The following is a 24,624-nucleotide window of genomic DNA, read 5'->3' as shown; positions in this document are numbered from 1 at the left end:
CCGGCCGCCGGCACCAGCGCGTATTCGTAAATCTGTCGTGCCTAGAAGTTGCCGAGGAACCAGTCCTTCATCCGCGTGAAGACCTGTCCCATCGACCCCGACTGCACTGCAACCTTGCGACCGCGCATCCGCTGCGCGCGCCCTTCGACGAGCAGCCCCATCGCCGTCGAATAGCGCGGATTGCGCACCACATCTGCGAGACCGCCCGCATATTCCGGCACGCCGATGCGCACCGGTTTCAGGAAAATGTCCTCGCCTAGCTCGACCATGCCCGGCATCATCGCCGCGCCGCCCGTCAGCACGACGCCCGAGCTCAGCAATTCTTCGTAACCCGACTCGCGGACGACCTGCTGCACGAGCGAAAACAGTTCTTCGACACGCGGCTCGACGACCGCCGCGAGCGCCTGGCGCGACAGCGTGCGCGGACCGCGCTCGCCAAGCCCCGGCACTTCGATCATTTCGTCCGGATCCGCGAGCGCCTGCTTCGCGATGCCGTAGCTCACCTTGATGTCTTCGGCGTCCGGCGTCGGCGTGCGCAGCGCCATCGCGATGTCGCTCGTGATCTGATCGCCGGCGATCGGAATCACCGCCGTGTGACGGATCGCGCCTTCGCTGAAAATCGCGATGTCGGTCGTACCGCCGCCGATGTCGACCAGCACCACGCCCAGTTCCTTCTCGTCTTCCGTCAGCACCGCCAGCGACGACGCAAGCGGCTGCAGGATCAGATCGTTCACTTCGAGTCCGCAACGGCGCACGCACTTCACGATGTTCTGCGCCGCGCTGACCGCACCCGTCACGATGTGCACCTTCACTTCAAGCCGGATGCCGCTCATCCCGATCGGTTCGCGCACGTCTTCCTGCCCGTCGATGATGAATTCCTGCGTGAGGATGTGCAGCACCTGCTGATCGGTCGGGATGTTGATCGCCTTCGCCGTTTCGATCACGCGCGCGACATCCGCCTGCGTGACTTCCTTCTCCTTGATCGCGACCATGCCGCTCGAGTTGAAGCTGCGGATGTGGCTGCCCGCGATCCCGGTGAACACGTTCGTGATCTTGCAGTCGGCCATCAGCTCCGCTTCTTCGAGCGCACGCTGAATAGACTGCACCGTGGCCTCGATGTTCACCACGACGCCTTTTTTGAGCCCCTTCGATTCGCTCTGGCCGAGCCCGATCACCTCGTAGTGACCTTCGCCCTTCAACTCGGCAACGATGGCCACGACCTTCGCGGTCCCGATGTCGAGGGCGACCAGCAGATCTTTATAGTCTTTACTCATAGCGTGCTCATTGCGTGTGATGTCCTGTGAAACGTCGGGCCGCACCAGGTTTTCCGCCTCGCGGGAAGCCTCCTTGCGGGATCGCTCCCGTCGAGGATCCGATGCGAAGCGTCAGGTTCGATGCACTCATTACTTCTTGCCCTTGTCGGGTTCGCTGAGAAAGCGCATGCCTGCCGCACGAATCGCGAAACCGTTCGGATAGCGCAAGTCCGCATACTCGATATCCTTCCCCCACCGTTGCGTCACCGCCGACCACGCCGCCGTCAGCCGGCGCGAGCGATCGAACAGCGTGTCCTGATTGCGTTCGCGCCCAAGCTCCACCTGCGTGCCGTTCGACAGCTTGACGGTCCATGCATAGCGCGGCGACAGCGTCACTTCGTCGGGCGTCGCACCGAGCGGCGCAAACCACTTCGTGAAGTCGCGATAGCGCGCCACCACTTCTTTCGCCGTGCCGTCCGGGCCATCGAACGCGGGCAGTTCGTCTTCCAGTTCGCCCTGGTTCGCAGTGAACAGTTCGCCGTCCACACTGACCAGTTGATCGCTGCCCCACGTTCCCAGCGGTTTGTACTCTTCGAGCGTGACAGCCAGCGCGTTCGGCCAGACGCGCCGCACGCTCGCGTGGCGCACCCATGGCATCTGCTCGAAAGCCTGCCGCGCGACATCGAGATCGACGGTGAAGAAGTTGCCCTTCAACCGACCGACCACACCCGCACGCACCGTCGGCGAATTGATGTGTTCGACGTCGCCGTCGATACGGATCTCGCGCAGCGCGAAATTCGGCCGCTGGATCGCCCAGTACCCGCCCGCCGCCAGCAGCACGAGCGCCAGCAACGCGTGCAGCGCGTTGGCGGCGAAATTGAGCTGGCGAACGTTGTTCCACATGGTGTTTCGTTCAATCCTTCAGCGTCAGCGACAACACGTTCACGACGAGATCCTGGTAGCTAATGCCGACCGCGCGCGCCGCTTTCGGCGGCAGCGAGTGATCGGTCATGCCCGGCGCCGTGTTCACTTCGAGGAAATACGGGTTGCCGTCTGCGTCCAGCATGAAATCGGCGCGTCCCCAATCGGTACAGCCCAGTACGTCAAACGCGCGGCGCGCCAGAATTTTCAGACGCGCTTCCGCTTCCGGCGTCACGCCGCACGGAATCAGGTACTGCGTCGTATCGACGATGTACTTCGCGTCGTAGTCGTAGAACTCGCCGGCCGGCACGATCCGGATCAGCGGCAGATCGAGATCGCCCGCGACGCACGCGGTGTACTCGCCGCCGCCTTCGATGCTCTTTTCCGCCAGCACGATGCGGTCGTACTTCGCCGCTTCGGCGAGCGCTGCCGGCAGCGCATCCGCGCTCTTCACCTTGATCACCGCGACGCTCGATCCTTCGCTCGCCGGCTTCACGAACAGCGGCAGTCCGAGCTTCGCGACGATCTCCGTTGCGCGCGCCGCGTAGTCGTCGCCGCGCATGACCGTTTCGAACGGCGGCGTCGGAATGCCCAGCTGCTGCCACACGAGCTTCGTGCGGAACTTGTCGAGCCCGAGCGCCGAGCCGAGCACGCCGCTGCCCGTATAACGGATGCCATAGAAATCGAGTGCGCCCTGGATCTGGCCGTTCTCGCCGTAGCCGCCGTGCAGCGCGTTGAACGCGCGCACAAAACCTTCTTCCTTCAACGCCGCGAGCGGACGCTCGGCGGGATCGAACGGATGCGCGTCGATGCCCGCGCCGCGCAATCCCTGCAGCACGAGACGGCCCGAGTTGAGCGACACTTCGCGCTCGGCGGACACACCGCCGAGCAGCACCGCGACCTTGCCGAATTGCTTCGGATCGACACTGCTCATTTCACACCTTCCGTTTGCGCGAGCCGACCCGGCACGCCGCCGATCGAACCCGCTCCCATCGTGATCACCACGTCGCCGTCGCGGACCACCGCGGCGAGCGCATCCTGTACTTCATCGACCGTTTCGACGAACACCGGTTCGACCTTGCCCGCGACGCGCAGCGCACGCGCGAGCGCGCGGCCGTCGGCGGCGATGATCGGTGCTTCTCCTGCTGCATAGACCTCGGTCAACACGAGTGCATCGACCGTCGACAGCACCTTGACGAAATCCTCGAAGCAATCGCGTGTGCGCGTGTAACGGTGCGGCTGGAACGCGAGTACGAGACGTCGGTCGGGGAATGCGCCGCGCGCCGCTGCCACTGTCGCAGCCATTTCGACCGGGTGATGTCCGTAGTCGTCGACCAGCGTGTACGTGCCGCGCGTTTTATCGTCCGCTGCGACAGGCACTTCGCCGTAGCGCTGGAACCGGCGGCCCACGCCGTTGAAATCGGCGAGCGCGCGCTGGATGTCCGCATCCTTCACTTCGAGTTCGGTCGCGATCGCGATTGCTGCGAGCGCGTTCTGCACGTTGTGCGTCCCCGGCAGGTTCAGCACGATGTCGATCGCCGCTGCGTCCTCGCGCATCGCGGTGAAGTGCATCTTGCCGTCGCGTGCGACGACGTTCACCGCGCGCACCTGCGCATCGGGCGCGAAGCCGTAGCGGATGATCGGCTTCGACACGAACGGCAGGATTTCCTTCACGTTCGGATCGTCGACGCACAGCACGGCGATGCCATAAAACGGCAGACGATGCGTGAACTCGATGAACGCCTGCTTGAGTCGCGCGAAGTCGTGGCCGTAGGTGTCCATGTGATCGGCGTCGATGTTGGTAATGACCTCGATCACCGGGAAAAGATTCAGGAACGACGCGTCCGACTCATCCGCTTCCGCGACGATGAAGTCGCCGGTGCCGAGCCGCGCATTCGCGCCCGCGCTGATCAACCGGCCGCCGATCACGAAGGTCGGATCGAGCCCACCTGCGGCAAGCACGCTCGCGACGAGCGACGTGGTCGTGGTCTTGCCGTGCGTGCCGGCGATCGCGATGCCTTGCTTCAGGCGCATCAGTTCCGCGAGCATCACCGCACGCGGCACGATCGGAATCCGCCGATGCCGCGCGGCGAGCACTTCGGGGTTGTCGCCGCGTACCGCCGTCGACACGACGACCGCGTTCGCGCCGTCGATGTTCGCGGCGTCGTGGCCGATCGCGATCTTCGCGCCGAGTGCGGCAAGCCGGTCGGTCACCGCGTTGCGCGTGAGGTCCGAGCCGCTCACCTGATAGCCGAGGTTCACGAGCACTTCGGCGATGCCGCTCATCCCGGCGCCGCCGATCCCGACGAAGTGAATGTGTTTAACGATGTGTTTCATTGCTGTCCTTCCAGGCTCGTGCTCGGGATCGCGCCGGCGACGGTCGCACAGATCGTCGCGACCTGTTCGGTGGCATCCGGTTTCGCGAGCGAGCGCGAACGCTCCGCCATCGCCGCGAGACTGTCGCGGGTCTGGCTGCGCAACCAGGCGGCGAGACTGTCCGCCGTCAGATCGCGCTGCTGTACGACGAGCGCCGCGCCGGGTCCGGCGAGGAACGCTGCGTTAGTGGTTTGATGATCGTCGACCGCGTACGGGAACGGCACGAAGAATGCGGCAACGCCGACTGCCGCGATCTCCGCGACCGTCATCGCGCCCGACCGGCAGATCACCAGATCGGCGTTCGCATACGCGGCCGTCATGTCGTCGATGAACGGGACGAGTTGCACGTCGTCGCCGGCAGCGAGGCCCGCGTCCGCGTAGTTCGTCCGCAGTGCGTCGATGTGTTTCGCGCCGGCCTGATGGACGACGCGCGGACGTTCGTCCGCTGCGAGCTGCGCGAGCGCGCGCGGCACGACTTCGTTCAGCGCAGCCGCGCCGAGACTGCCGCCCACAACCAGCACGTTCAGCCGACCGCTGCGCGCCGCGTAGCGCACCTGCGGCGCCGGCGTGTGCGCGAGTTCGTCGCGGATCGGATTGCCGGTCCACTCGGCGTTCGGCAACGCGCCCGGGAACGCGACGAGCACGCGTTTCGCGACCTTCGCGAGCACCTTGTTCGCGAGGCCCGCGATCGAATTCTGTTCGTGCAGCACGAGCGGCCGACCGGTCAACGCGGTCATCAGGCCCGCCGGGAACGTGATGTAGCCGCCCATCCCGAGCACGACGTCCGGCTTCACGCGACGCAGCACCGACAGACTCTGCGCACACGCGCGCAGCAGATTCACCGGCAGCATCAGACGCGTCTTCAAACCCTTGCCGCGCAGTCCGCCGAAGCGCACGTATTCCATCGCGATGCCGTGCTTCGGCACGAGCGTCGCTTCCATCCCGGCCGGATTGCCGAGCCATACGACGCGCCAGCCCCACGCCTGCATCCGGTGCGCGACCGCGAGCCCCGGGAACACGTGTCCCCCGGTGCCGCCGGCCATCACCATCAGCGTGCGCGCGCTTGCGGTCATACCTTCCCTCCGCGCATCAGCACCCGGTTTTCGTAATCGACGCGCATCAGCACCGCGAGCGCAACGCAGTTCAACAAAATGCCCGAGCCGCCGTAGCTGACGAGCGGCAGCGTCAGGCCCTTGGTAGGCAGCAGGCCGAGATTCACGCCCATGTTGATGAACGTCTGCGCGCCGAACCACAGGCCGATGCCCTTCGCGACGAGACCCGCGAACGTGCGGTCGAGTGCGAGCGCCTGACGGCCGATCTCGAACGAACGCCGCACGATCCAGTAGAACAGCAGGATCACGATCAGCACGCCGACGAAACCGAGCTCCTCGCCGATCACCGCGAGGATGAAGTCGGTGTGCGCTTCCGGCAGATAGTTGAGCTTCTCGACGCTGCCGCCGAGCCCGACGCCGAACCATTCGCCGCGACCGAACGCGATCAGCGAGTGAGTCAGCTGATATGCCTTGCCCTGTGCGTAGCGGTCGTCCCACGGATCGAGATACGCGAAGATCCGCTCACGCCGCCACGGCGATGCCCAGACCAGCAAGCTAAACGTACCGACCGCCGTCGCAACGAGACCGCCGAACAGCTTGCCGTTCACGCCGCCGAGGAACAGCACGCCCATCGCGATCGCCGCGATCACCATGAACGCGCCCATGTCCGGCTCGAGCAGCAGCAACGCGCCGACCACGCCGACGGCGAACGCCATCGGCATGAAGCCCTTCGCGAAGCTGTGCATGTATTCCTGCTTGCGGACCGTGTAGTTCGCGGCGTAGATCGTCACCGCGAGCTTCATGATTTCCGACGGCTGCATGTTGGTGATGCCGAGTGGAATCCACCGACGTGCACCGTTCACGCCCTTGCCGATGTGCGGGATCAGCACGATCACCAGCACGAATAGCGCGAGCAGAAAGAGCTTCGGCGCGTACTTGTCCCACGTCGAGATCGGGATCCGGAACACGATGATTGCCGCGACCGTGGCCACGGTGACCGACACGAGGTGGCGCACGAGGAACGCGTAGTCGCGGTAGGACGCGTACTTCGGCGAATCGGGCATTGCGATCGACGCCGAGTACACCATCACGACGCCAAGCCCGAGCAGCGCGATCACGACCCACAGTAGCGAGTGGTCGTAGTCGAGCATGCGCGAGCGCAACGGCCGCACGCCGTTGACCGCGCTCGCGAGACCGCCGGTGCGTGTGCGCGCGCCGCCCGCCGCCATCTCGCCGCCGGCGGAACCGCGTTGCTTGCCGAGACGCGAGCCGAAACGTTCGGACCAGTTCATAGCATCGTCCCCCGTTCTGCAGCGATGTCTTCGACCGTGCCGCGAAACACCGCCGCACGATGCGCATAGCCCTTGAACATGTCGAAACTCGCGCACGCCGGCGACAGCAGCACGGCGTCGCCTGGTTGTGCGAGCGCGCTCGCGGCCTGGGTTGCGGCTTCGAGCGTCGGGTGATCGGCGAGCGGGATGCCGGTGTCGGCAAGCGCCACGCGAATCTGCGGTGCGTCGCGGCCGATCAGCATTACCGCGCGGCACCAGCGCGTCACCGGTGCGGCCAGCGGCTCGAAGTCCTGACCCTTGCCGTCGCCGCCCGCGATCAGCACCGCGCGCTGCGCGAGGCCATCGAGCGCGGCAACCGTCGCGCCGACATTCGTGCCCTTGCTGTCGTCCACGTAGTCGACCCCTTCGATCGACGCGATCAATTCCACCCGATGCGGCTCGCCGCGATACTCGCGCAGGCCGTGGAGCAGCGGTGCGCCCGGCAGACCGATCGAACGCGCGAGCGCGAACGCGGCCAGCGAGTTCGCTGCGTTGTGCAGGCCGCGAATGCGCAGCGCGTCGGCGGGCATCAGACGTTTCAGGCCGATATCGGCGGGCGTCGCGGTTTCGTTCTTGCGGCGGCGGGTCGGTTGTACTTCGTCGGTCGCGTCGCGGTCGTGCGCCTCGACGAGCCACAACATCCCGTTATCGCGCAGCACGCCGTAGTCGCCGTCGCGCACCGGTTCGTTCAGGCCGAACGTCACCGTGCGCGCGGTGCTGTCGGCGGCCGGTTTGAGCGCCATCACGCGCGCGTCGTCGCGGTTCAGCACACGGACCGTTTGCGGCCCGAAGATGCGACCCTTCGCGGCGGCGTACGCGTCGAGGCCACCGTGCCAGTCGAGGTGATCCTGCGTGATGTTCAGCACGGCGGCTGCATCGGGTGCAAACGTGTGCGCGGTTTCCAGCTGGAAGCTCGACAGCTCAAGCACCCAGATATCCGGCAGTGCGGTCGCGTCGATCGCTTCGGTGAGTTTGTCGAGCGCGGCCGGGCTGATGTTGCCCGCGACCGCAACCTTCTTGCCCGCGCGTTCGCACAGCAGGCCGGTGAGGCTCGTCGTCGTGGTCTTGCCGTTGGTGCCGGTGATCGCGATCACCTTCGGCGCGTAGCCGCTCTCACCGAGCGTCTTCAACGCTTGTGCGAAAAATTCGAGTTCGCCCCACACGGGGATGTCGCGTTCGCGCGCGGCGGCGATCAGCGGAATGAGATCGGCGGCAAGCGGCGACAGGCCAGGACTGATCGCGACCAGTTCGACGCCTTCGAGCAGCACCGGCGAAAACGCGCCGCCGACAAAGTCGGCGTCGATGCCGTGCGCTTCGAGCCCGGACAGGTTCGGCGGCACTTCGCGCGTATCGGCAACGCGCAGCCGGCACCCGTGCCGCGCGCACCAGCGCGCCATCGCGAGCCCGGATTCTCCGAGCCCCAGCACGAGCACCATCGGCTTCTGCCGATCCCGAAACTTCTCGCCAAACATCGCTTTCCTTTGTGCTGCTTACCGCAGTTTGAGCGTGGACAGACCGAACAGGCACAGCATCAGCGTGATGATCCAGAAGCGGACCACGACCTGCGTCTCCTTCCATCCCGACAGCTCGAAATGGTGATGCAACGGCGCCATCTTGAAGATGCGCCGCCCTTCGCCGTAACGCCGCTTCGTGTACTTGAACCAGGTGACCTGCAGCATCACCGACAGCGTTTCGGCGACGAAGATCCCGCCCATGATGAACAGCACGATTTCCTGCCGCACGATCACCGCGACCGTGCCGAGCGCGCCGCCGAGCGCGAGCGCGCCGACGTCACCCATGAACACCTGCGCGGGGTGCGTGTTGTACCAGAGGAACGCGAGCCCGGCCCCACCCATCGCGGAACAGAAGATCAGCAGTTCACCCGCGCCGGCAATGTGCGGAAACAGCAGGTACTTCGAATAAACCGAGCTGCCCATCACGTAAGCGAACACACCGAGCGATGCGCCGACCAGCACGACCGGCATGATCACGAGGCCGTCGAGGCCGTCGGTCAGGTTCACCGCGTTGCTCGCGCCGACGATCACCAGATACGTCAGCACGATGAAGCCCCACACGCCGAGCGGATAGCTGATCGACTTGACGAACGGCAGCATCAGGTCGGCGCGTGCGGGCAGCCCCATCGACAGGCCGCTGCGCACCCACGCCATGAACAGATCGAACACGCGAACGTTGCTCGCTTCGGACACGCTGAACGCGAGGTACACCGCAGCGAACAGGCCGATCACCGACTGCCAGAAATACTTCTCGCGCGACGACATGCCGCGCGGGTCCTTGTAGACGACCTTGCGGTAGTCGTCGACCCAGCCGATCACACCGAAGCCGAACGTGACGAGCATCACGATCCAGATGAAGCGGTTGGTCAGGTCGGCCCACAGCAGCGTCGATACCGCAATGCCGATCAGGATCAGCACGCCGCCCATCGTCGGCGTGCCGGATTTGACGAGATGCGATTGCGGGCCGTCCTTGCGTACGGCCTGGCCGACCTTCATCGAAGCCAGCTTGCGGATCACCCACGGACCGCAGACGAGTCCGATCAACAGCGCGGTGATGGTGGCCATCACCGCGCGGAAGGTCAGGTAACTGAACACGCGCAGGAAGCTTGCGTCATTCTGCAGCCATTGCGCCAGCGCCAGTAGCATGCTTTCGGTCCTTCTATCAGTGCGCGCCGGGCGCATGGCCCGGTGCGTCGGGTTGTGGACTCGTGACGGCGTCCACCACGCGTTCCATCCGCATGAAACGCGAGCCTTTGACGAGAATCGTGGTGCCGGCGTCGAAGCCGGCCTGCTGCAATTGCGCGAGCAGCGCGGCGACATCGACGGCGTGATGCGCGCCTGTGCCGTACGCCGTGCATGCGTCGCGCGTTGCGTCGCCGGTGGCGAACAGCGCGTCGATGCCGCGTTCGCGCGCATACGCGCCGACTTCGCGATGAAACGCCGGACCGTTGTCGCCGACTTCGCCCATGTCGCCCATCACGAGCACGCGCGGCGACGGGCGTGCGGCGAGGACATCGATCGCGGCGCGCATCGAATCGGGATTCGCGTTGTACGTGTCGTCGATCACCATCGCGCCGTCGAACGTACCGCCGCTCGCGCGCTTCACCTGCAGACGGCCTTTCACCGCGCCGAATGCTTCAAGTCCACGACGCACGGCGTCGAGCTCGACACCAGCGGCAAGCGCGGCAGCCGTCGCGGCGAGTGCGTTGCGCGCGTTGTGATCGCCGAGTACCTGCAGCGTCACGTCGACGTGGCCTGCGGGCGTATCGATCGAGAGACGGTTGCCGTCGAACGTGCCGGTTACTGCGGCCGGCGTCGTGCGGGTCGCGTCGTTCAGCGCGAAATCGACGATGCGGTTGCCGGTCGCGGCGACGCGCCAGATGCTCGCGTACGCATCGTCGGCGGGGAACACGGCGATGCCTTCCGGCGACAGCACGTGAATCACGCTCGCATGTTCGAGCGCGACCGCTTCGACGGTCGCCATGAATTCCTGATGCTCGCGCTGCGCGTTATTGACGACGGCGACCGTCGGTTCGGCGAGCTTCGCGAGCAGTTCGGTTTCACCCGGATGATTCATGCCGAGCTCGACGACCGCGAGCTTGTGCGCGCCCGTCAGACGGAACAGCGTCAGCGGCAGGCCGACGTCGTTGTTGAAATTGCCAGCGGTGGCGAGTCGTGCGTCGGCGCCGACCGCAGCCGCGAAGATCGACGCGATCATTTCCTTCACCGTCGTCTTGCCGTTGCTGCCGGTGACCGCGACGAGCGGCATCGCGAAGCGGCGGCGCCAGCCGCGTGCCAGCTGACCGAGCGCGACGCGCGTATCGGCGACGCGGATCGCGGGCGTCTGCCAGTCGGCCGGGCTGCGTGCGACGAGCGCAGCCGACACGTTACGCGCGGCGACGTCGGCGAGGAAATCGTGCGCGTCGAAGCGCTCGCCTTTCAGCGCAACGAACAGATCGCCGGGGCCGGCGGTGCGGCTATCCGTCGACACGCGTTCGAACGCGATGTCGGCATCGCCGGTCACGGTGGCGCCGGGAATCAGCGCGGCGGCTTCGCGTAGCGAGAAGAGCGTCATTCGCCGCCTCCGCGTGCCTGGGTTGCGCGTGCGGCCAGTGCGAGTCGTGCGTGGTCCTGATCGGAGAACGCGCGTTTCTTGCCCATGATTTCCTGCGTCGATTCGTGGCCCTTGCCGGCCAGCACGATCACGTCTTCGCGCGCGGCGCTGCGGATTGCCTGCAGGATCGCGCTCGCGCGGTCTTCGATACGGCGCGCTTTCGACGCGTCGCTCATGCCGGCGACGATCTGGTCGATGATCGACTGCGGATCTTCGCTGCGCGGGTTGTCGCTGGTGACGACGACGCCATCCGCGAGCCGTTCGGCGATGCCGCCCATCAGCGGACGCTTCGTCGCATCGCGATCGCCGCCGCAGCCGAACATGCAGACGAGTTCGCCGCCGCGCGCCTGCGCGATCGGGCGCAGCGCGTCGAGTGTTTTTTCGAGTGCGTCGGGCGTGTGTGCGTAGTCGATCACGACGAGCGGTTCGTCGTTCTGCAGCCGGCCGCCGAGCCGCTGCATCCGGCCGTTCACCGGTTCGAGCTTTGCGACTTCGGCGAGCGCGGCGTCGAACGGCATGTCGGCGGCAAGCAACGCGCCAAGCACGCCGAGCAGATTGCTCACGTTGAATGCGCCGAGCGTCGCGACCTCGACGTCCGCATCGCCCCAGTCGGACGACAGATGGAACGCGGTGCCTGTCGCAGTCGCGCGCACGTTCGATGCGAGCAGCAGCGCATCGGCTTCTACCGTCTGCGCACCCGCCGTATCGAGCCCGTACGCAATCACGCGCGCGTGGCCGCGTACCGACGCGATCAGACGACGGCCTGCTTCGTCGTCGCGGTTGAGCACCGCGCAACGCAGCCCCGGCCACGCGAACAGACGCGCCTTCGCAGCTTCGTACGCTTCGAACGTGTGGTGATAATCGAGATGGTCCTGCGTGAGATTCGTGAACACGGCGATGTCGAACGACGTGCCGTTCACGCGCCCCTGATGCAGCGCGTGCGACGACACTTCCATCGCCACCGCCTGCGCGCCTGCGTCGCGCAACTGCGCGAGGCTGCGCTGCAGTTGCGGCGCATCGGGCGTCGTGAAACCGGTGTACACGAGTTGACCCGGCAAGCCGCTGCCGAGCGTCCCGATGATCGCGCAGCGCGTACCGAGTGCGGTCAACGCGGTGGAAATCCATTGGCTGCACGACGTCTTGCCGTTCGTGCCGGTCACGCCGACGACGAGCATCGCGTCGCTCGGATCGCCGTACCAGCCGCTCGCGATCGAGCCCGCCAGTTCGTTCAGCGCCGGCACTGCATGCGCGACGGCAGCATTGGGTTGGCCCGCGAAGTTTTCCGGTTGATACAGCACAGCGGCCGCGCCGCGTTCGAGCGCGTTATCGATGAACGGCCGGTTGTCCGCGCCGTCTACCGCGTACGCGCAGAACACGTCGCCGGTCACGAGCGAGCGCGTGTCGGCGTGCAGATGCGCGGCCGGCTGTGCGTGCGCATGCAGCCAGGCGAGCGCATCGGCGATCTGCCGGTGTGCCGGATGCGACGACCGCAGCGCGCTCATCGCACGACTCCGGGCCGGTTTTTCGCGTTGTCCGCAACCGTCATACGTTTCGCGGTCGTGCCGGTCGCGAGTTTCTTCACTTCGGCAGCGGGGGCAGCGGGCGCCGTTGTTCCATTAGGCGAGGCCGTATCGTCGGACACGACCAGCTGCTTCACCGGCATATCGGGCGGCACGTTCAGCGAGCGCAACGTATCGCCGACGATCGCCGAGAACACCGGCCCCGACACCTGACCGCCGAAGTGGCTGCCGGCCGTCGGTTCGTCGACCGATACGGCGACGACGATGCGCGGATTCGGCATCGGCGCCATGCCGACGAACGACGCGCGGTACTTCGATTTGTCGTAGCCACGGCCGAAATGTTTGTACGCGGTACCGCTCTTGCCGCCGACACGGTAGCCGGGCACGGCCGCATCCGGCGACGTGCCGCCAGGTGCCGTCACGGTTTCGAGCATGGCGCGGACTTCGCGCGCGGTGGTCGGCGAGAAGACCTGCGGGCCAGTTACCGGTGCGTCACCCGGCGTGCGGAAGATCGACACCGGCAACACCTGGCCGTCGTGTGCGATCGCGGTGTAGGCACGGGCAAGCTGGAACAGCGAAGCGGACAGACCGTAGCCGTACGACATCGTCGCCTGCTCGATCCGGCGCCAGCTCTTCCACGGACGCAGCCGGCCCGCGGCCGCCCCAGGGAAGCCGACCTTCGGCGCCTGGCCGAGACCGATGCTGGTATACATATTCCACATCTCTTCGGGCTTGAGCTGCATCGCGATCTTCGTCGCACCGATGTTGCTCGACTTCTGGATCACACCGCCCACGGTGAGCACGCCGAATGCACTGTCGTCGGTGATCTGCGCACCGTCGAGCATGAAGCGGCCGGGCCCCGTATCCACCAGTGTAGTCGGCGAAACGCGGTGCAGATCGAGCGCGAGCGAGATCGTGAACGGCTTCATGATCGAGCCGGGCTCGAAGACGTCGGTGAGGATGCGGTTGCGCAGCTGGTCGCCGGTCAGGTGCGAGCGGTCGTTCGGGTTGTAGGTCGGGTAATTGACGAGCGCGAGCACTTCGCCCGTGCGCACGTCGATCACCATCGCCGCGCCGGCCTTCGCCTTGAACTTCTCCACGGCCGCTTTCAGGTTCGTGTACGCGATGTACTGGATCTTGCTGTCGATCGACAGGTCCACGTCCGTGCCGTTGTGCGGCACGACCTGCTCGTCGACGTCCTCGACGATGTGCCCCATCCGGTCCTTGATCACGTGACGGATGCCCGGCATGCCCGCGAGCAGCTTCTGGTCGCTGAGTTCGACGCCTTCCTGGCCTTCGTCCTCGACGTTCGTGAAACCGATCAGGTGAGCGGTGATCTCGCCTTCCGGATAGAAGCGTTTGTATTCGTTGCGCTGATAGATGCCGGGGATGTCGAGATCGGCAACCTGCTGCGCGACGTCGACCGGCACCTGACGCTTCACGTAGACGAAGTTTTTATCTTCCGACAGCTTCGCGCGCAGTTCCTTCTGCGTCATGCCGAGCAGCTTGCCGAGCGACGCGAGCTTGTCCGCGCCGAGATCGTCCGGCACGGCCTCGGGAATCGCCCAGATCGCGCGAACCGGCAAACTCGTCGCGAGCACGAGCCCGTTGCGATCGAGAATCTTGCCGCGCGTAGCGGGCAATTCGAGCGTGCGCTGATAGCGGCTCTCACCCTGCTTCTGATAGAACGCGTTGCCAGGCCCTTGAATCCAGAACGCGCGCGCGGTCAACGCGACGAACGCCATGAACAGCATGAACACGACGAGCTTCGAACGCCACATCGGCAGACGCACCGACAGGATCGGGTTCGCCGAAAACGCGACGCTCTTGCGGCTCGACGATTGCTTCGACTGCTTCATTGCGCGCCTCCGCGACGGGTCGTGGTGGGCGTAGAAGCCGGGTCGGAGGTCGGGATCGGTGCGTCCTCGGCTTTGACAGCGCCGGGATCGAGCGTCAGATATTGCGTGCGGCCGGTCGTGACGGGCTGCATTTTCAGCGACGTCGTGGCGAGCTGTTCGATCCGCGACGTCTTCGACAGCGCGCTCTGCTGATATTGAAGCTGCGAGTAGTCCTGCTGCAGCTGGCGCTCCTGCGATTGGGCGCGCTGCAACTGGATGAAGATCTGCCGCTGCTGATTCGTGGCGTTGACAACCGACAATGCGCAACCCATCACGACAATCAGCAGGAAGATGTTGAGACGGTTCATGGTGCGATCCGCTCCGCGACACGCATCACAGCGGAACGGGCGCGCGGGTTGGCGGCGACTTCGGCGTCGCTCGCGAACAGGCGGCCGCGCAGCTTGAGCGGCGGACTCGGCAGATCGGCGGCACGGATCGGCAGGCGGCGGTCGACCGCAGGCGCACTCGCGTGCGCCTGCATGAATCGTTTGACGATCCGGTCTTCGAGCGAATGAAAGCTGATTACCACCAGCCGCCCCCCTTGCTCCAGCAACGACAATGCAGCTTCTAAAACGACTTGCAGCTCCGCAAGCTCTTGATTGACGTGAATCCGTATAGCCTGAAAGGTGCGGGTTGCCGGATCCTTACCCTTCTCGCGGGTTTTGACGACATGACCCACGATTTCGGCAAGCTGGCCCGTACTGACGAGAGGCCCAAGACGGTCGGACTCTGCCCGGCGAGCAACAAGCGCCTTTGCAATCTGAAAAGCAAACCGTTCTTCCCCATAATCTCGTATTACCTCCGTCAGTTCCTGCACTGTGGCCCGCGCGAGAAAGTCAGCTGCAGACTCGCCGCGCGTCGGGTCCATTCGCATGTCGAGCGGGCCGTCGGCGCGGAAACTGAAACCCCGCTCCGGGTCGTCGATTTGCGGCGACGACACGCCCAGATCCAGCAACACTCCCGACACACGCCCTACGCCGCGCGACTCAACCGCGTCGCGCAGTGATGCAAAACTCTCGTGCACGATCTCGAAACGCGGATCGGCAATCTGCTGCGCGGTAGCGATGGCGAGCGGGTCTTTATCGAAAGCGATCAGACGACCGCCCTCTCCCAGCCTGGCCAGCACCGCGCGACTATGGCCGCCGCGACCGAACGTACCGTCCACATAGACGCCATCCGCGCGCATCAGCAACGCATCGACCGCTTCGTCCAGCAGCACCGTGCGATGCTGCAACTCGTTTCCCATCGCAGGCGCCATATCAGTCAGCCGCGATCAGAACGTGAAATTCTTCAGCGCATCGGGCATGCCCTGCGACATCGCCGCCTGCTCCTTGGCGGCGTAAGTCTGCGCATCCCACAACTCGAAGTGACTACCCATGCCGAGCAACATCACTTCCTTTTCAAGCGCGGCAGCCAGCCGCAATTCCGGCGACACGAGCACACGACCTGCGCCGTCGAGATCGACATCCGATGCATTGCCGAGAAAAATCCGGCGCCACCAGTGGGCGTCCATCGGCAACGCGGCGATCTTGGTACGGAAAACTTCCCATTCCGGGCGCGGAAACAGCAACAGGCAGCCGTCCGGGTGCTTGGTAATCGTCACCCGTCCTTCTGCCTGTCCTTGCAGCGCATCCCGATAGCGAGAGGGAACCGACAACCGCCCTTTCGCATCGAGCGTCAGCGCCGACGCCCCTTGGAACACTTCGTTCTCCCCTCAACCGGCGATCGTCGCCGTCTGCCTGATCTCAAAAATCCGCCCCGAAAAACCCGGGAAATTCACACAAAAATGCACTTTCTCACACTGTCTCCCACTTTAGAGGAACGCTAAACACGGGTCAAGGGAGATGCACGCTTTTTTGACGAAATTTGTTTGTTAGAACAAGGACTTAGCGACACTCCTTCATGTCGCCCTTAAAAAGGGAAAATCGTTATAAATGAATGAGCTAGTGCAACTTGTGAAGGTGATACGTGAAAAGAAGGAGGGAAGCGGCGGGCGGGAAGGAGGTTCTGCGGAGGGAAACAACGAAGAGAAACAGCGCGGGCACAGCCAGTCGACAGATTTTTTCGAGACAGCGCGAACACGCGCTGTCCCACTGCGAGTACTTCAATCGATCACGCTTCAGTCGATCACACGTAGTACGCGGTGCGCGTCATCACCTTCGACGCCGCGCGCATCAGTGCGCGCGCCGGAAACGGCAGCTCGACGCCGCCCGCATCGACGGCCGCCTTGCCGTGCGCGGCTTCGTCGGCGCGCATCTGCTCGACGACCGCACGCGATTCGCGATCGGCATCGGGCAACGCATCGAGATGGCTGTTCAGATGCTGCTCGACCTGGCGTTCGGTTTCCGCCATGAAACCGAGACTCACTCGGTCGCCGAACCGGCCGGCAACCAGACCGATCGCCAGGGCGCCCGTGTACCACAGCGGATTGAGCAGACTCGGACGCGACTCGAGCGCTTCGAGTCGTCGCGCGGTCCACGCGAGGTGATCTTCTTCTTCGCGCGCGGCGTGATCGAATGCGTTCTTTAGCGTCGACGAACGCGTGGCCAGTTTCTGCGCCTGATACAACGCCTGCGCGCACACCTCGCCGACGTGATTGACGCGCATCAGCGCCGCGGCATGCGAGCGCTCGGCAGGCGACATTTCCACTGCGGGCTCAGATGATTCCGGTGCGACAGGCATCGGACGGGTCATTCGGGAGACCCCGGTCATTGAGCGTAAACCCCGATCGAACTCGCTAATCCATTCGTCCAGCAACATCAGACTCTCCTGCTTATCGAATCAACTGACAATTACCTGAAAGGCCTGTGCAGCAAGGGTTTGCGGCAAGAATTCAGGCGCATTTCAATAGCAATTTTCAGCGTATTAAACGGTCAATTTCTGATTTTAGACCATGTTGCGTAAACGAAACAGGGACCGACCGGGCGGTCTGCTTTCTCTTTGTGCAGATAATCCGTTTTGTTACATTACGTGGCAACTTCTCGCGAAGTTGAAGGCAAGGCCGCAACACACAACTAATCGCCTTGTAACAAGAATTTCGTAGCAATCCTTGGAGATCATTCGATGAAAAAGTCGCTTCTCGCGCTGGCAGCGCTGGGCGCGTTTGCTGGCGTCGCTCACGCACAAAGCAGCGTCACCCTGTACGGCATTATTGATGAAGGTTTCAACATCAACACGAATGCCGGTGGCAAGCACCTGTACAACCTGTCGAGCGGCGTGCTGCAAGGTAGCCGTTGGGGTCTGCGCGGTACGGAAGATCTCGGTGGCGGCCTGAAGGCTGTCTTCGTGCTGGAAAACGGTTTCGACGTGAACACCGGTAAGCTCGGTCAAGGCGGCCTGATGTTCGGTCGTCAGGCTTACGTCGGTCTGTCGAGCCCGTACGGCACGGTCACCGCCGGTCGTCAATACGACTCCGTGGTCGACTATGTCGGTCCGCTCGAAGCAGGCGACCAATGGGGTGGCTACATCGCCGCTCACCCGGGCGACCTCGACAACTTCAACAACGCGTATCGCGTGGACAACGCAGTCAAGTTCACGAGCGCGAACTACGGCGGCCTGACGTTCGGCGGTCTGTATAGCTTCGGCGGCGTTGCCGGCAGCTTCAGCCGCAATCAGACGTTCTCGCTCGGCGCTGGCTACAACAACGGTCCCCTCGTGTTGGGCGTTGGCTACTTGAACGCGCGTAACCCGTCGTCGGCAACCGGTCTGTTCGGCAACAACACGACGTCGACCGCGGCTAGCGTTACGACGCCGGTCTACGCCGGCTACGCTTCGGCCAACACGTACCAGGTCATCGGTGCCGGCGGTGCGTACACGTTTGGTGCTGCGACGATCGGCGCGACGTACTCGAACATCAAGTTCATGAACTTCACGGCCGGCGCGTTCGCGAACCAGACCGCTACGTTCAACAACGCAGAACTGAACTTCAAGTATCAGCTGACCCCGGCTCTCGTGCTCGGCGCTGCTTATGACTTCACGAAGGGCAGCTCGATCTCCGGTGGCTCCGCAGCGAAGTACCACCAGTTTTCGTTGGGCTCGGACTACTTCCTGTCGAAGCGCACGGACGTCTACCTGATCGGTGTCTTTCAGCACGCATCTGGCGACACGCTCACGGCGGACGGCAAGGTCATCGAAGCGGACGCTGCGATCAATGGCCTGTCCCCGTCGTCGAACCGGAACCAGCTGACGGCTCGTGTCGGTATCCGCCACAAGTTCTAATAAGTCGTAAAAAAAAGCAGTTCACCTCAAAGGCGCCTTCGGGCGCCTTTTTTCTTGGCTTGTGCGGCAGCACTCGAATTGCAATGTGAGTCCGACTGCGCAATGACGATGGGCAAAGAAAACGGCCCGGCAGGTTCTCCTGTCGGGCCGTTCTGGTATGGTCATTGTGCCGCGATGGTCGGCGTAGCTTGCTGTACGAGAAACCTGCCTATCGCATCCCGCTCACGCGCGCCCGTCGCGCAACTCGCGCCGGAGAATCTTGCCCACGTTGCTCTTCGGCAGTTCGGTACGGAACTCGATCTGCCTCGGTCGCTTGTAGCCGGTGAGCTGCTCCTTGCAGTACGCGAAGAGCGCCGCATCGGTGAGCGTCGGGTCCTTCTTCACAACGAACAACTTCACCGCCTCGCCCGAATGCTCGTCCGGCACACCTACCGCGGCCACTTCGAACACGCCCGGATGCCGTGCAACAACGTCCTCGATCTCGTTCGGGTACACGTTGAAACCGGATACGAGAATCATGTCCTTCTTGCGATCGACGATCTTCACGTAGCCGCGCTCGTCCATGAAACCGACGTCGCCTGATTTGAAGAAACCGTCCGCGGTCATGACCTTGGCCGTTTCGTCCGGACGATTCCAGTAGCCAGCCATCACCTGCGGCCCACGGATGCAGATTTCGCCGGGCTGGCCGAGCGGCACTTCGTTACCATCGTCGTCGAGGATCGACACCTCGGTCGACGGCAACGGCAGACCGATCGTGCCGCTGTACTCGGTTGCTATCGACGGATTGCACGTCGCACATGGCGATGTCTCCGACAAACCATAGCCTTCGACGATCGGTGCATGCGTTCTCTCGTACCAGCGTTTCGCGACTGCCTCCTGCACCGCCATACCGCCGCCGTTCGCTACCAGCAGGTTCGAGAAATCGAGCTTGTCGAAATCAGGATGATTGAGCATCGCGTTATAGAGCGTATTAACTGCCGGAATCGTCGTGATCGCGAAGCCCTGCAACGCCTTGATCATGCCGGCGATATCGCGAGGATTCGGAATCAGCACACCAAGACCGCCGGTGCGGATCGTCAACAGACCGCAGACCGTCAACGCGAACACGTGATAGAGCGGCAGCGCGACAACCGTGATGAACTGCTGGATATCGGGCCGCTTCGAGCGCGCGGCATCCAGCCACACCTCCGACTGCAGCACGTTGGCGATCAGGTTGCGATGCAGTAGCGTCGCGCCCTTCGCCACTCCCGTCGTGCCGCCCGTGTACTGAAGGAAAGCGATGTCCCCGGGGCCTTGCTTCACTCTCTGGAGTTCATGGCGCGCGCCTTCGGCGAGCGCCTGATTGAATTTGACGTGCCCCGGCAGACTCCATACGGGCACCATCTTCTTCACCCGCCGCACGACGAAATTGACGATCATCCCCTTCGGCCCAAGCATCTCGCCAAGCGATGCGACGACCACGTGCTTGATCGACGTATTGCCGATCACCGCCTGCAGCGTCGCGGCAAAATTCTCGAGCAGGATGATGGCCTCGGCACCACTGTCCTTCAGTTGATGCTCAAGTTCGCGCGGCGTATAGAGCGGGTTGACGTTCACGACCACGTATCCCGCGCGCAGAATCGCCGCGAGTGCGACCGGGTACTGCAACACGTTCGGCATCATGATCGCGATGCGTGCGCCGCGCGCGAGTCCCTTCGACTGCAGCCATCCGCCGAGCTTCACCGAGTACGCGTCGAGTTCACCGTACGTGATCTGCTTGCCCATGCAGGTGAATGCCGGCTTCGCGCGATGCTTCCGGAAGCTGTCTTCGAGCAGGTCCGCGATGGATTCGAACAGCCCAGGATTAATCTCTGCCGGGACACCGGGCGGATAGGATTTCAGCCAGATTTTTTCCACGCGACGTCTCCCTGTATATTTTCGAATGGTCGTGCTAAAAGGCGCATCGTAGCATGCAGCTCGTGCAGGGAAACGCGAAAAGCGCCCCGGTTAGACACTGCCCTCGAACTGTCGGCCGGCCGTCGACGGTGGGCCGTTTGGATTCCGGCGCGCTGCAGCTTTTGCAGCGCACTCTCATGCACGCTCCACCTCGACGAGGCAATCGTAAAAGGTAGCAGAGCCGCCGAGATCAGTCAGCCGTTGACTCGTAACCTGATTCGCGTTGCGGCCGTCAGGAGACAGCTTCTTCCACCAGATCGACAGGCCGACGACCAGCCCTTCTCTTGCCCTGTCCGTGACGCGGGCACGAGCGCGCATCGAGCCGCGATCATTGAAGATGCGCACCTCGTCGCCGTCGGCGATGCTTCGCGGCTGTGCGTCGGCAGGATGGATGTCCAGATGCGGATGTCCCTCGGTCGACCGAAGGCTTTCGACATTGACGAACGTGCTGTTGAGGAAATTGCGCGCCGGCGGCGAGATCATCGCGAGCGGATAACGTGCGGCGAGTTCAGGCGAACCGTCGGCGGATTCATAGGGCGGCAGATAATCCGGTAACGGATCCAGCCCCTGCTGAGCAAGGCGCTCACTGAAGAATTCGCACTTGCCCGAAGGCGTCCGAAAGCCGCCGCTTGCAAGCGGCGCGTCCGGCAGCTGCAGGCGAGCCCAACCTGTTTGCTTTAACGTGTCCCAGTCGGTCCCCGCCAGCACAGGATCGCTCCAGCGGAAAGCGTTCGCGGCGATCGAGTCGTCGCTTTCATATAGCGCCGGCTCCTGTAGCCCCATCGCACGAGCGATGCCACGAAAAATCTCCGTGTTCGATCGCGCGTCGCCAATGGGCTTAAGCGCGGGAAGATTCGCCATCACGTGCGTGTGGCCGTATGACTTGTGGACGTCGAGATGTTCGAGCTGTGTCGTCGCCGGCAGCAGCAGGTCGGCGAAATCGGCGGTATCAGTACGGAAATGTTCGAGCACGATCGTGAACAGGTCTTCGCGCGCGAAGCCTGCGGCCACGCGATCCGAATCCGGGGCCACCGCAACAGGATTCGAGTTGTAGACCACGATCGCTTCGATCTTCGGGCCGAATGCTGCATCGCCTGGATGCAGCAACGCATCGCCGATCGCATTCATGTTGATCGCGCGCGGCTGGTTCGCGGGCCACCCCGGCATCAGATCGGGACGTTCGAGCGCGTGCGAATTGACCGGCGCCCACCCCGACGACGACAGCAGCAGACCGCCCGCGCGATCGCGCCACGCACCGGTGAGCGACGGCAGACACGCGATCGCCCGCACGGCGTTGCCGCCGCCGCGTACCCGTTGCATGCCGTAGTTCACACGGATCGCGGCCTTCTTCGTGCTGCCATACAGACGCGCCAGATCGACGACGATCTGTTCGTCTATTCCACAGATTTGCGCGACACGCGCGGGGGTGTAGGTCAGCGCACGCGCCTTCAATGCGTCGAAGCCCAGCGTGTGATCGGCAATGTAAGCGGGATCGAGCAGATTTTCGACGATCAGCACGTTCATCATACCGAGCGCAAGTGCACCATCGGTGCCGGGTTTCAGCGCAATGTGCTGGTGGCATTTTTCGGCAGTGAGCGAACGGTATGGGTCGATCGCGATCAGGCGCGCGCCGCGTCGCTTGGCTTCCTGCGCTCGCGTCCAGAAATGCAGGTTCGATGCGATCGGATTAGCCCCCCACATCAGGATGACCTCGCTCTCCTCGAAGAACTCGGTCAGCATGCCGAGAGCCGCGCCGTATGTGTATTTGAGCCCAGCTGCACCCGCCGCGGCGCAGATCGTGCGGTCCAGTCGCGACGCGCCGAGCGCATGGAAGAGGCGTTGCGAGATGCTCTCGCCTTGCACGAGTCCCATTGTTCCGGCGTAGCTGTACGGCACGATTGCTTCGGGCGCACGCGTCGCGATAGCGGACAGACGGGTAGCCGCGAGTTCCAGCGCTTCGCTCCAGCCAATCGGCTCGAACCGACCTTCGCCCTTCTTGCCGACGCGCTTCATTGGCGTCGTCAAACGATTCGGATGATGCACGCGCTCGGCGTAGCGGCTCACCTTCGTGCAAAGCACGCCTTGCGTCGGCGGATGATCCGGATCGCCGGTGATTTTGATCGCCCGCCCATCCTCAACCGTAACGCGCATCGCGCAGGTGTCCGGGCAATCGTGGGGACAAACGGCACGTGCAATATCGGCGGGAGCGTTCATGGCGCGTTGAGAGACTGACGAGCAGGAAGATGAGCGATTTTATTACGTCTGCCGAAAGCGGACTGACGTCATGGCGTCAAAAATTCCGTTGGGCGTAGAATGGATCGCCTCCGTGCCCGAGTCACCTAGGCGGCTCCGGGCAACGTCACGCACCACGAAGCCACATCACATCATGAAACTGATCCCGGAAATTCAGGCCGCCCGCGGCGAAATCCAGACCCTCCGACGAACGATCCACGCTCACCCCGAATTGCGGTACGAGGAGACTCAGACGGCCGATCTGGTTGCAAAAACCTTGGCTAGCTGGGGAATAGAAGTTCACCGCGGGATGGGGAAGACCGGCGTGGTTGGCGTGCTGAAGCGCGGGAACAGCGCACGATCGATCGGGTTGCGCGCCGATATGGACGCGCTGCCGATACAAGAACTGAATTCGTTCGACCATCGCTCGCGCAACGACGGAAAGATGCACGCGTGCGGGCACGACGGTCATACGGCGATGCTCCTCGGCGCGGCCCAGCATCTGGTGAAGCACGACGATTTCGATGGCACCATCGTCTTTATTTTTCAGCCAGCCGAAGAAGGCGGTGCCGGCGCGCAAGCGATGATCGACGATGGTCTGTTCACACAATTCCCGGTCGATGCGGTGTTCGGCATCCACAACTGGCCCGGCATGCCAGCTGGCAGTTTCGGTGTAACTGAGGGGCCGATCATGGCCTCGAGCAACGAATTCCGGATCGACATCGTCGGCATCGGATCTCACGCAGCATTACCGCATAACGGACGTGATCCGGTATTCACCGCCGTGCAGATCGCCAACGGATTGCAAGGCATCATCACGCGCAACAAAAAGCCGCTCGACACCGCGGTTTTGTCGATCACACAGATCCACGCCGGTGACGCGGTGAATGTCGTCCCCGACGAGGCGTGGATTGCCGGAACGGTCCGCACCTTCACAACAGAGACACTGGATCTGATTGAAAACCGGATGCGGAAGATCGCGGAATCGACTGCGGACGCTTACGATTGCTCAGTGAAAATCCGCTTCCATCGGAACTATCCGCCGACGGTAAACAGCAGCGAGGAAACGCGGTTTGCGGCAACGGTCATGAAAGAGATTGTCGGCGCGGAAAACGTCAACGACTCAGTTGAACCAACGATGGGCGCCGAGGATTTCTCGTTCATGCTGCTGGCTAAACCGGGCTGCTATGCGTTTTTGGGCAACGGGGAAGGCGGTCATCGCGACGCAGGTCATGGAGCGGGACCCTGCATGCTTCACAACGCCAGCTACGACTTCAATGACGAGCTGCTGCCGATTGGCTCGACATACTGGGTTCGATTGGCGCAGCGTTTTTTATCGCGCTAATGATGTGATGTTGGGCGAGGCAAGATGACGTTTCCAGCTGTGCGCAGCGCAGCTGCGTGCGCAGAAACAGTCGCACAAACACAAAGCCCCCAACCGGGGTTAGCGGTTGGGGGCTCTGAGCTGAAGCATAAGGAGCCTGACGATTACCTACTTTCACACGGGCAATCCGCACTATCATCGGCGTGGAGTCGTTTCACGGTCCTGTTCGGGATGGGAAGGGGTGGTACCGACACGCTATGGTCATCAGGCATGACTTGTTGTCGTGTTGAGGGATACTCAACACAACCAATCGGGAAGAAGTAGCTGAGAGGATGCCTCTCGTGTGGGTTGTGATGGTTGAGGCACAACACTGATCTCAACCGTGCGTCTGCCTGAGACCCTGCGCTGTGCGCAGGGTGGGGCATCCCTGAAGTGC

The 24,624-nt window shown here is 63.5% G+C and carries 19 protein-coding genes and 1 rRNA gene; 2 read left to right on the top strand and 18 right to left on the bottom strand.

The features are described 5' to 3' along the window. Positions 1–41: 41 nt before the first annotated feature. The 15 genes from ftsA to coq7 all read right to left on the bottom strand — a co-directional run bounded on the left by ftsA (position 42) and on the right by coq7 (position 17,239). Positions 42–1,274, bottom strand: coding sequence for a cell division protein FtsA (gene ftsA / locus E1748_RS11430; protein WP_133647362.1), 1,233 nt, complete (start codon positions 1,272–1,274; stop codon positions 42–44). A 129-nt stretch (positions 1,275–1,403) separates the two neighbouring features. Further along, positions 1,404–2,156, bottom strand: coding sequence for a cell division protein FtsQ/DivIB (locus E1748_RS11425; protein WP_133647361.1), 753 nt, complete (start codon positions 2,154–2,156; stop codon positions 1,404–1,406). Positions 2,157–2,166: 10 nt separating this feature from the next. Then, positions 2,167–3,108, bottom strand: coding sequence for a D-alanine--D-alanine ligase (locus tag E1748_RS11420; protein ID WP_133647360.1), 942 nt, complete (start codon positions 3,106–3,108; stop codon positions 2,167–2,169). Next, positions 3,105–4,511 carry a UDP-N-acetylmuramate--L-alanine ligase gene (gene murC / locus E1748_RS11415; RefSeq protein WP_133647359.1) on the bottom strand — a complete coding sequence of 469 codons (1,407 nt, stop codon included), beginning with the start codon at positions 4,509–4,511 and terminating at the stop codon, positions 3,105–3,107. The genes E1748_RS11420 and murC overlap by 4 nt, the downstream gene beginning before the upstream one ends. After that, positions 4,508–5,623 (bottom strand): undecaprenyldiphospho-muramoylpentapeptide beta-N-acetylglucosaminyltransferase, encoded by a 1,116-nt coding sequence (gene murG, locus E1748_RS11410; RefSeq protein WP_133647358.1) that lies wholly within the window; start codon positions 5,621–5,623, stop codon positions 4,508–4,510. Before murG ends, murC begins: the two co-directional genes overlap by 4 nt. Continuing rightward, a complete protein-coding gene (gene ftsW / locus E1748_RS11405; protein WP_133647357.1) occupies positions 5,620–6,894 on the bottom strand; it encodes a putative lipid II flippase FtsW in 1,275 nt (424 codons plus the stop codon). Before ftsW ends, murG begins: the two co-directional genes overlap by 4 nt. After that, positions 6,891–8,405, bottom strand: a complete 1,515-nt coding sequence (gene murD / locus E1748_RS11400) for a UDP-N-acetylmuramoyl-L-alanine--D-glutamate ligase (RefSeq protein WP_133647356.1) — start codon at positions 8,403–8,405, stop codon at positions 6,891–6,893. The genes ftsW and murD overlap by 4 nt, the downstream gene beginning before the upstream one ends. Positions 8,406–8,423: 18 nt before the next feature. Beyond that, entirely contained in the window at positions 8,424–9,593 is a 1,170-nt protein-coding gene (gene mraY, locus E1748_RS11395; RefSeq protein ID WP_133647355.1) for a phospho-N-acetylmuramoyl-pentapeptide-transferase, read from the bottom strand. Between the two features lie 16 nt (positions 9,594–9,609). Further along, positions 9,610–11,022, bottom strand: a complete 1,413-nt coding sequence (locus E1748_RS11390) for a UDP-N-acetylmuramoyl-tripeptide--D-alanyl-D-alanine ligase (RefSeq protein WP_133647354.1) — start codon at positions 11,020–11,022, stop codon at positions 9,610–9,612. Beyond that, positions 11,019–12,563, bottom strand: a complete 1,545-nt coding sequence (locus tag E1748_RS11385) for a UDP-N-acetylmuramoyl-L-alanyl-D-glutamate--2,6-diaminopimelate ligase (protein ID WP_133647353.1) — start codon at positions 12,561–12,563, stop codon at positions 11,019–11,021. The genes E1748_RS11390 and E1748_RS11385 overlap by 4 nt, the downstream gene beginning before the upstream one ends. After that, positions 12,560–14,440, bottom strand: coding sequence for a peptidoglycan D,D-transpeptidase FtsI family protein (locus E1748_RS11380; protein ID WP_133647352.1), 1,881 nt, complete (start codon positions 14,438–14,440; stop codon positions 12,560–12,562). Before E1748_RS11380 ends, E1748_RS11385 begins: the two co-directional genes overlap by 4 nt. Further along, the gene (gene ftsL, locus E1748_RS11375) at positions 14,437–14,787 is read right to left on the bottom strand and encodes a cell division protein FtsL (RefSeq protein ID WP_133647351.1); all 351 of its coding nucleotides are present in this window, start codon (positions 14,785–14,787) and stop codon (positions 14,437–14,439) included. Before ftsL ends, E1748_RS11380 begins: the two co-directional genes overlap by 4 nt. Then, a complete protein-coding gene (gene rsmH / locus E1748_RS11370; RefSeq protein WP_133647350.1) occupies positions 14,784–15,725 on the bottom strand; it encodes a 16S rRNA (cytosine(1402)-N(4))-methyltransferase RsmH in 942 nt (313 codons plus the stop codon). Before rsmH ends, ftsL begins: the two co-directional genes overlap by 4 nt. 27 nt (positions 15,726–15,752) lie before the next feature. Continuing rightward, a complete protein-coding gene (mraZ, locus tag E1748_RS11365) occupies positions 15,753–16,181 on the bottom strand; it encodes a division/cell wall cluster transcriptional repressor MraZ (protein WP_133647349.1) in 429 nt (142 codons plus the stop codon). Positions 16,182–16,606: 425 nt separating this feature from the next. Continuing rightward, positions 16,607–17,239: a 2-polyprenyl-3-methyl-6-methoxy-1,4-benzoquinone monooxygenase gene (gene coq7, locus E1748_RS11360; RefSeq protein ID WP_133647348.1), complete on the bottom strand. Its 633-nt coding sequence runs from the start codon at positions 17,237–17,239 to the stop codon at positions 16,607–16,609. 303 nt (positions 17,240–17,542) lie between these two features. Between coq7 and E1748_RS11355 the strand changes: the two genes are divergently transcribed. Then, a complete protein-coding gene (locus tag E1748_RS11355; protein ID WP_133647347.1) occupies positions 17,543–18,697 on the top strand; it encodes a porin in 1,155 nt (384 codons plus the stop codon). A gap of 222 nt (positions 18,698–18,919) precedes the next feature. Here the strand turns inward: E1748_RS11355 and E1748_RS11350 are convergent, their stop codons facing one another. After that, entirely contained in the window at positions 18,920–20,593 is a 1,674-nt protein-coding gene (locus tag E1748_RS11350) for a long-chain fatty acid--CoA ligase (RefSeq protein WP_133647346.1), read from the bottom strand. Positions 20,594–20,767: 174 nt separating this feature from the next. Next, positions 20,768–22,846, bottom strand: a complete 2,079-nt coding sequence (locus E1748_RS11345; protein ID WP_133647345.1) for a molybdopterin-containing oxidoreductase family protein — start codon at positions 22,844–22,846, stop codon at positions 20,768–20,770. Between the two features lie 172 nt (positions 22,847–23,018). Between E1748_RS11345 and E1748_RS11340 the strand changes: the two genes are divergently transcribed. Further along, positions 23,019–24,209, top strand: coding sequence for a M20 aminoacylase family protein (locus E1748_RS11340; protein WP_133647344.1), 1,191 nt, complete (start codon positions 23,019–23,021; stop codon positions 24,207–24,209). Positions 24,210–24,343: 134 nt separating this feature from the next. Here the strand turns inward: E1748_RS11340 and rrf are convergent. Next, positions 24,344–24,457: ribosomal RNA gene (gene rrf, locus E1748_RS11335) — 5S ribosomal RNA — on the bottom strand. Positions 24,458–24,624 lie beyond the last annotated feature (167 nt).

It is taken from the genome of Paraburkholderia flava (assembly GCF_004359985.1).
Classification (GTDB): Bacteria; Pseudomonadota; Gammaproteobacteria; order Burkholderiales; family Burkholderiaceae; genus Paraburkholderia; species Paraburkholderia flava.
Note: the sequence above shows the minus strand (reverse complement) of the source record. Positions and strands in the feature narration are given on the sequence as shown.

Excerpts from the sequence above, each read along its gene's own strand:
- E1748_RS11345 (WP_133647345.1), bottom strand. The coding sequence starts at position 22,846 with ATGAACGCTCCCGCCGATATTGCACGTGCCGTTTGTCCCCACGATTGC.
- E1748_RS11355 (WP_133647347.1), top strand. The coding sequence starts at position 17,543 with ATGAAAAAGTCGCTTCTCGCGCTGGCAGCGCTGGGCGCGTTTGCTGGC.
- coq7 (WP_133647348.1), bottom strand. The coding sequence starts at position 17,239 with ATGTTGCTGGACGAATGGATTAGCGAGTTCGATCGGGGTTTACGCTCA.
- ftsL (WP_133647351.1), bottom strand. The coding sequence starts at position 14,787 with ATGAACCGTCTCAACATCTTCCTGCTGATTGTCGTGATGGGTTGCGCA.
- ftsW (WP_133647357.1), bottom strand. The coding sequence starts at position 6,894 with ATGAACTGGTCCGAACGTTTCGGCTCGCGTCTCGGCAAGCAACGCGGT.
- E1748_RS11340 (WP_133647344.1), top strand. The coding sequence starts at position 23,019 with ATGAAACTGATCCCGGAAATTCAGGCCGCCCGCGGCGAAATCCAGACC.
- E1748_RS11385 (WP_133647353.1), bottom strand. The coding sequence starts at position 12,563 with ATGAGCGCGCTGCGGTCGTCGCATCCGGCACACCGGCAGATCGCCGAT.
- E1748_RS11425 (WP_133647361.1), bottom strand. The coding sequence starts at position 2,156 with ATGTGGAACAACGTTCGCCAGCTCAATTTCGCCGCCAACGCGCTGCAC.
- mraY (WP_133647355.1), bottom strand. The coding sequence starts at position 9,593 with ATGCTACTGGCGCTGGCGCAATGGCTGCAGAATGACGCAAGCTTCCTG.
- murG (WP_133647358.1), bottom strand. The coding sequence starts at position 5,623 with ATGACCGCAAGCGCGCGCACGCTGATGGTGATGGCCGGCGGCACCGGG.
- E1748_RS11420 (WP_133647360.1), bottom strand. The coding sequence starts at position 3,108 with ATGAGCAGTGTCGATCCGAAGCAATTCGGCAAGGTCGCGGTGCTGCTC.
- E1748_RS11380 (WP_133647352.1), bottom strand. The coding sequence starts at position 14,440 with ATGAAGCAGTCGAAGCAATCGTCGAGCCGCAAGAGCGTCGCGTTTTCG.
- E1748_RS11390 (WP_133647354.1), bottom strand. The coding sequence starts at position 11,022 with ATGACGCTCTTCTCGCTACGCGAAGCCGCCGCGCTGATTCCCGGCGCC.
- rsmH (WP_133647350.1), bottom strand. The coding sequence starts at position 15,725 with ATGGGAAACGAGTTGCAGCATCGCACGGTGCTGCTGGACGAAGCGGTC.
- murC (WP_133647359.1), bottom strand. The coding sequence starts at position 4,511 with ATGAAACACATCGTTAAACACATTCACTTCGTCGGGATCGGCGGCGCC.
- ftsA (WP_133647362.1), bottom strand. The coding sequence starts at position 1,274 with ATGAGTAAAGACTATAAAGATCTGCTGGTCGCCCTCGACATCGGGACC.
- murD (WP_133647356.1), bottom strand. The coding sequence starts at position 8,405 with ATGTTTGGCGAGAAGTTTCGGGATCGGCAGAAGCCGATGGTGCTCGTG.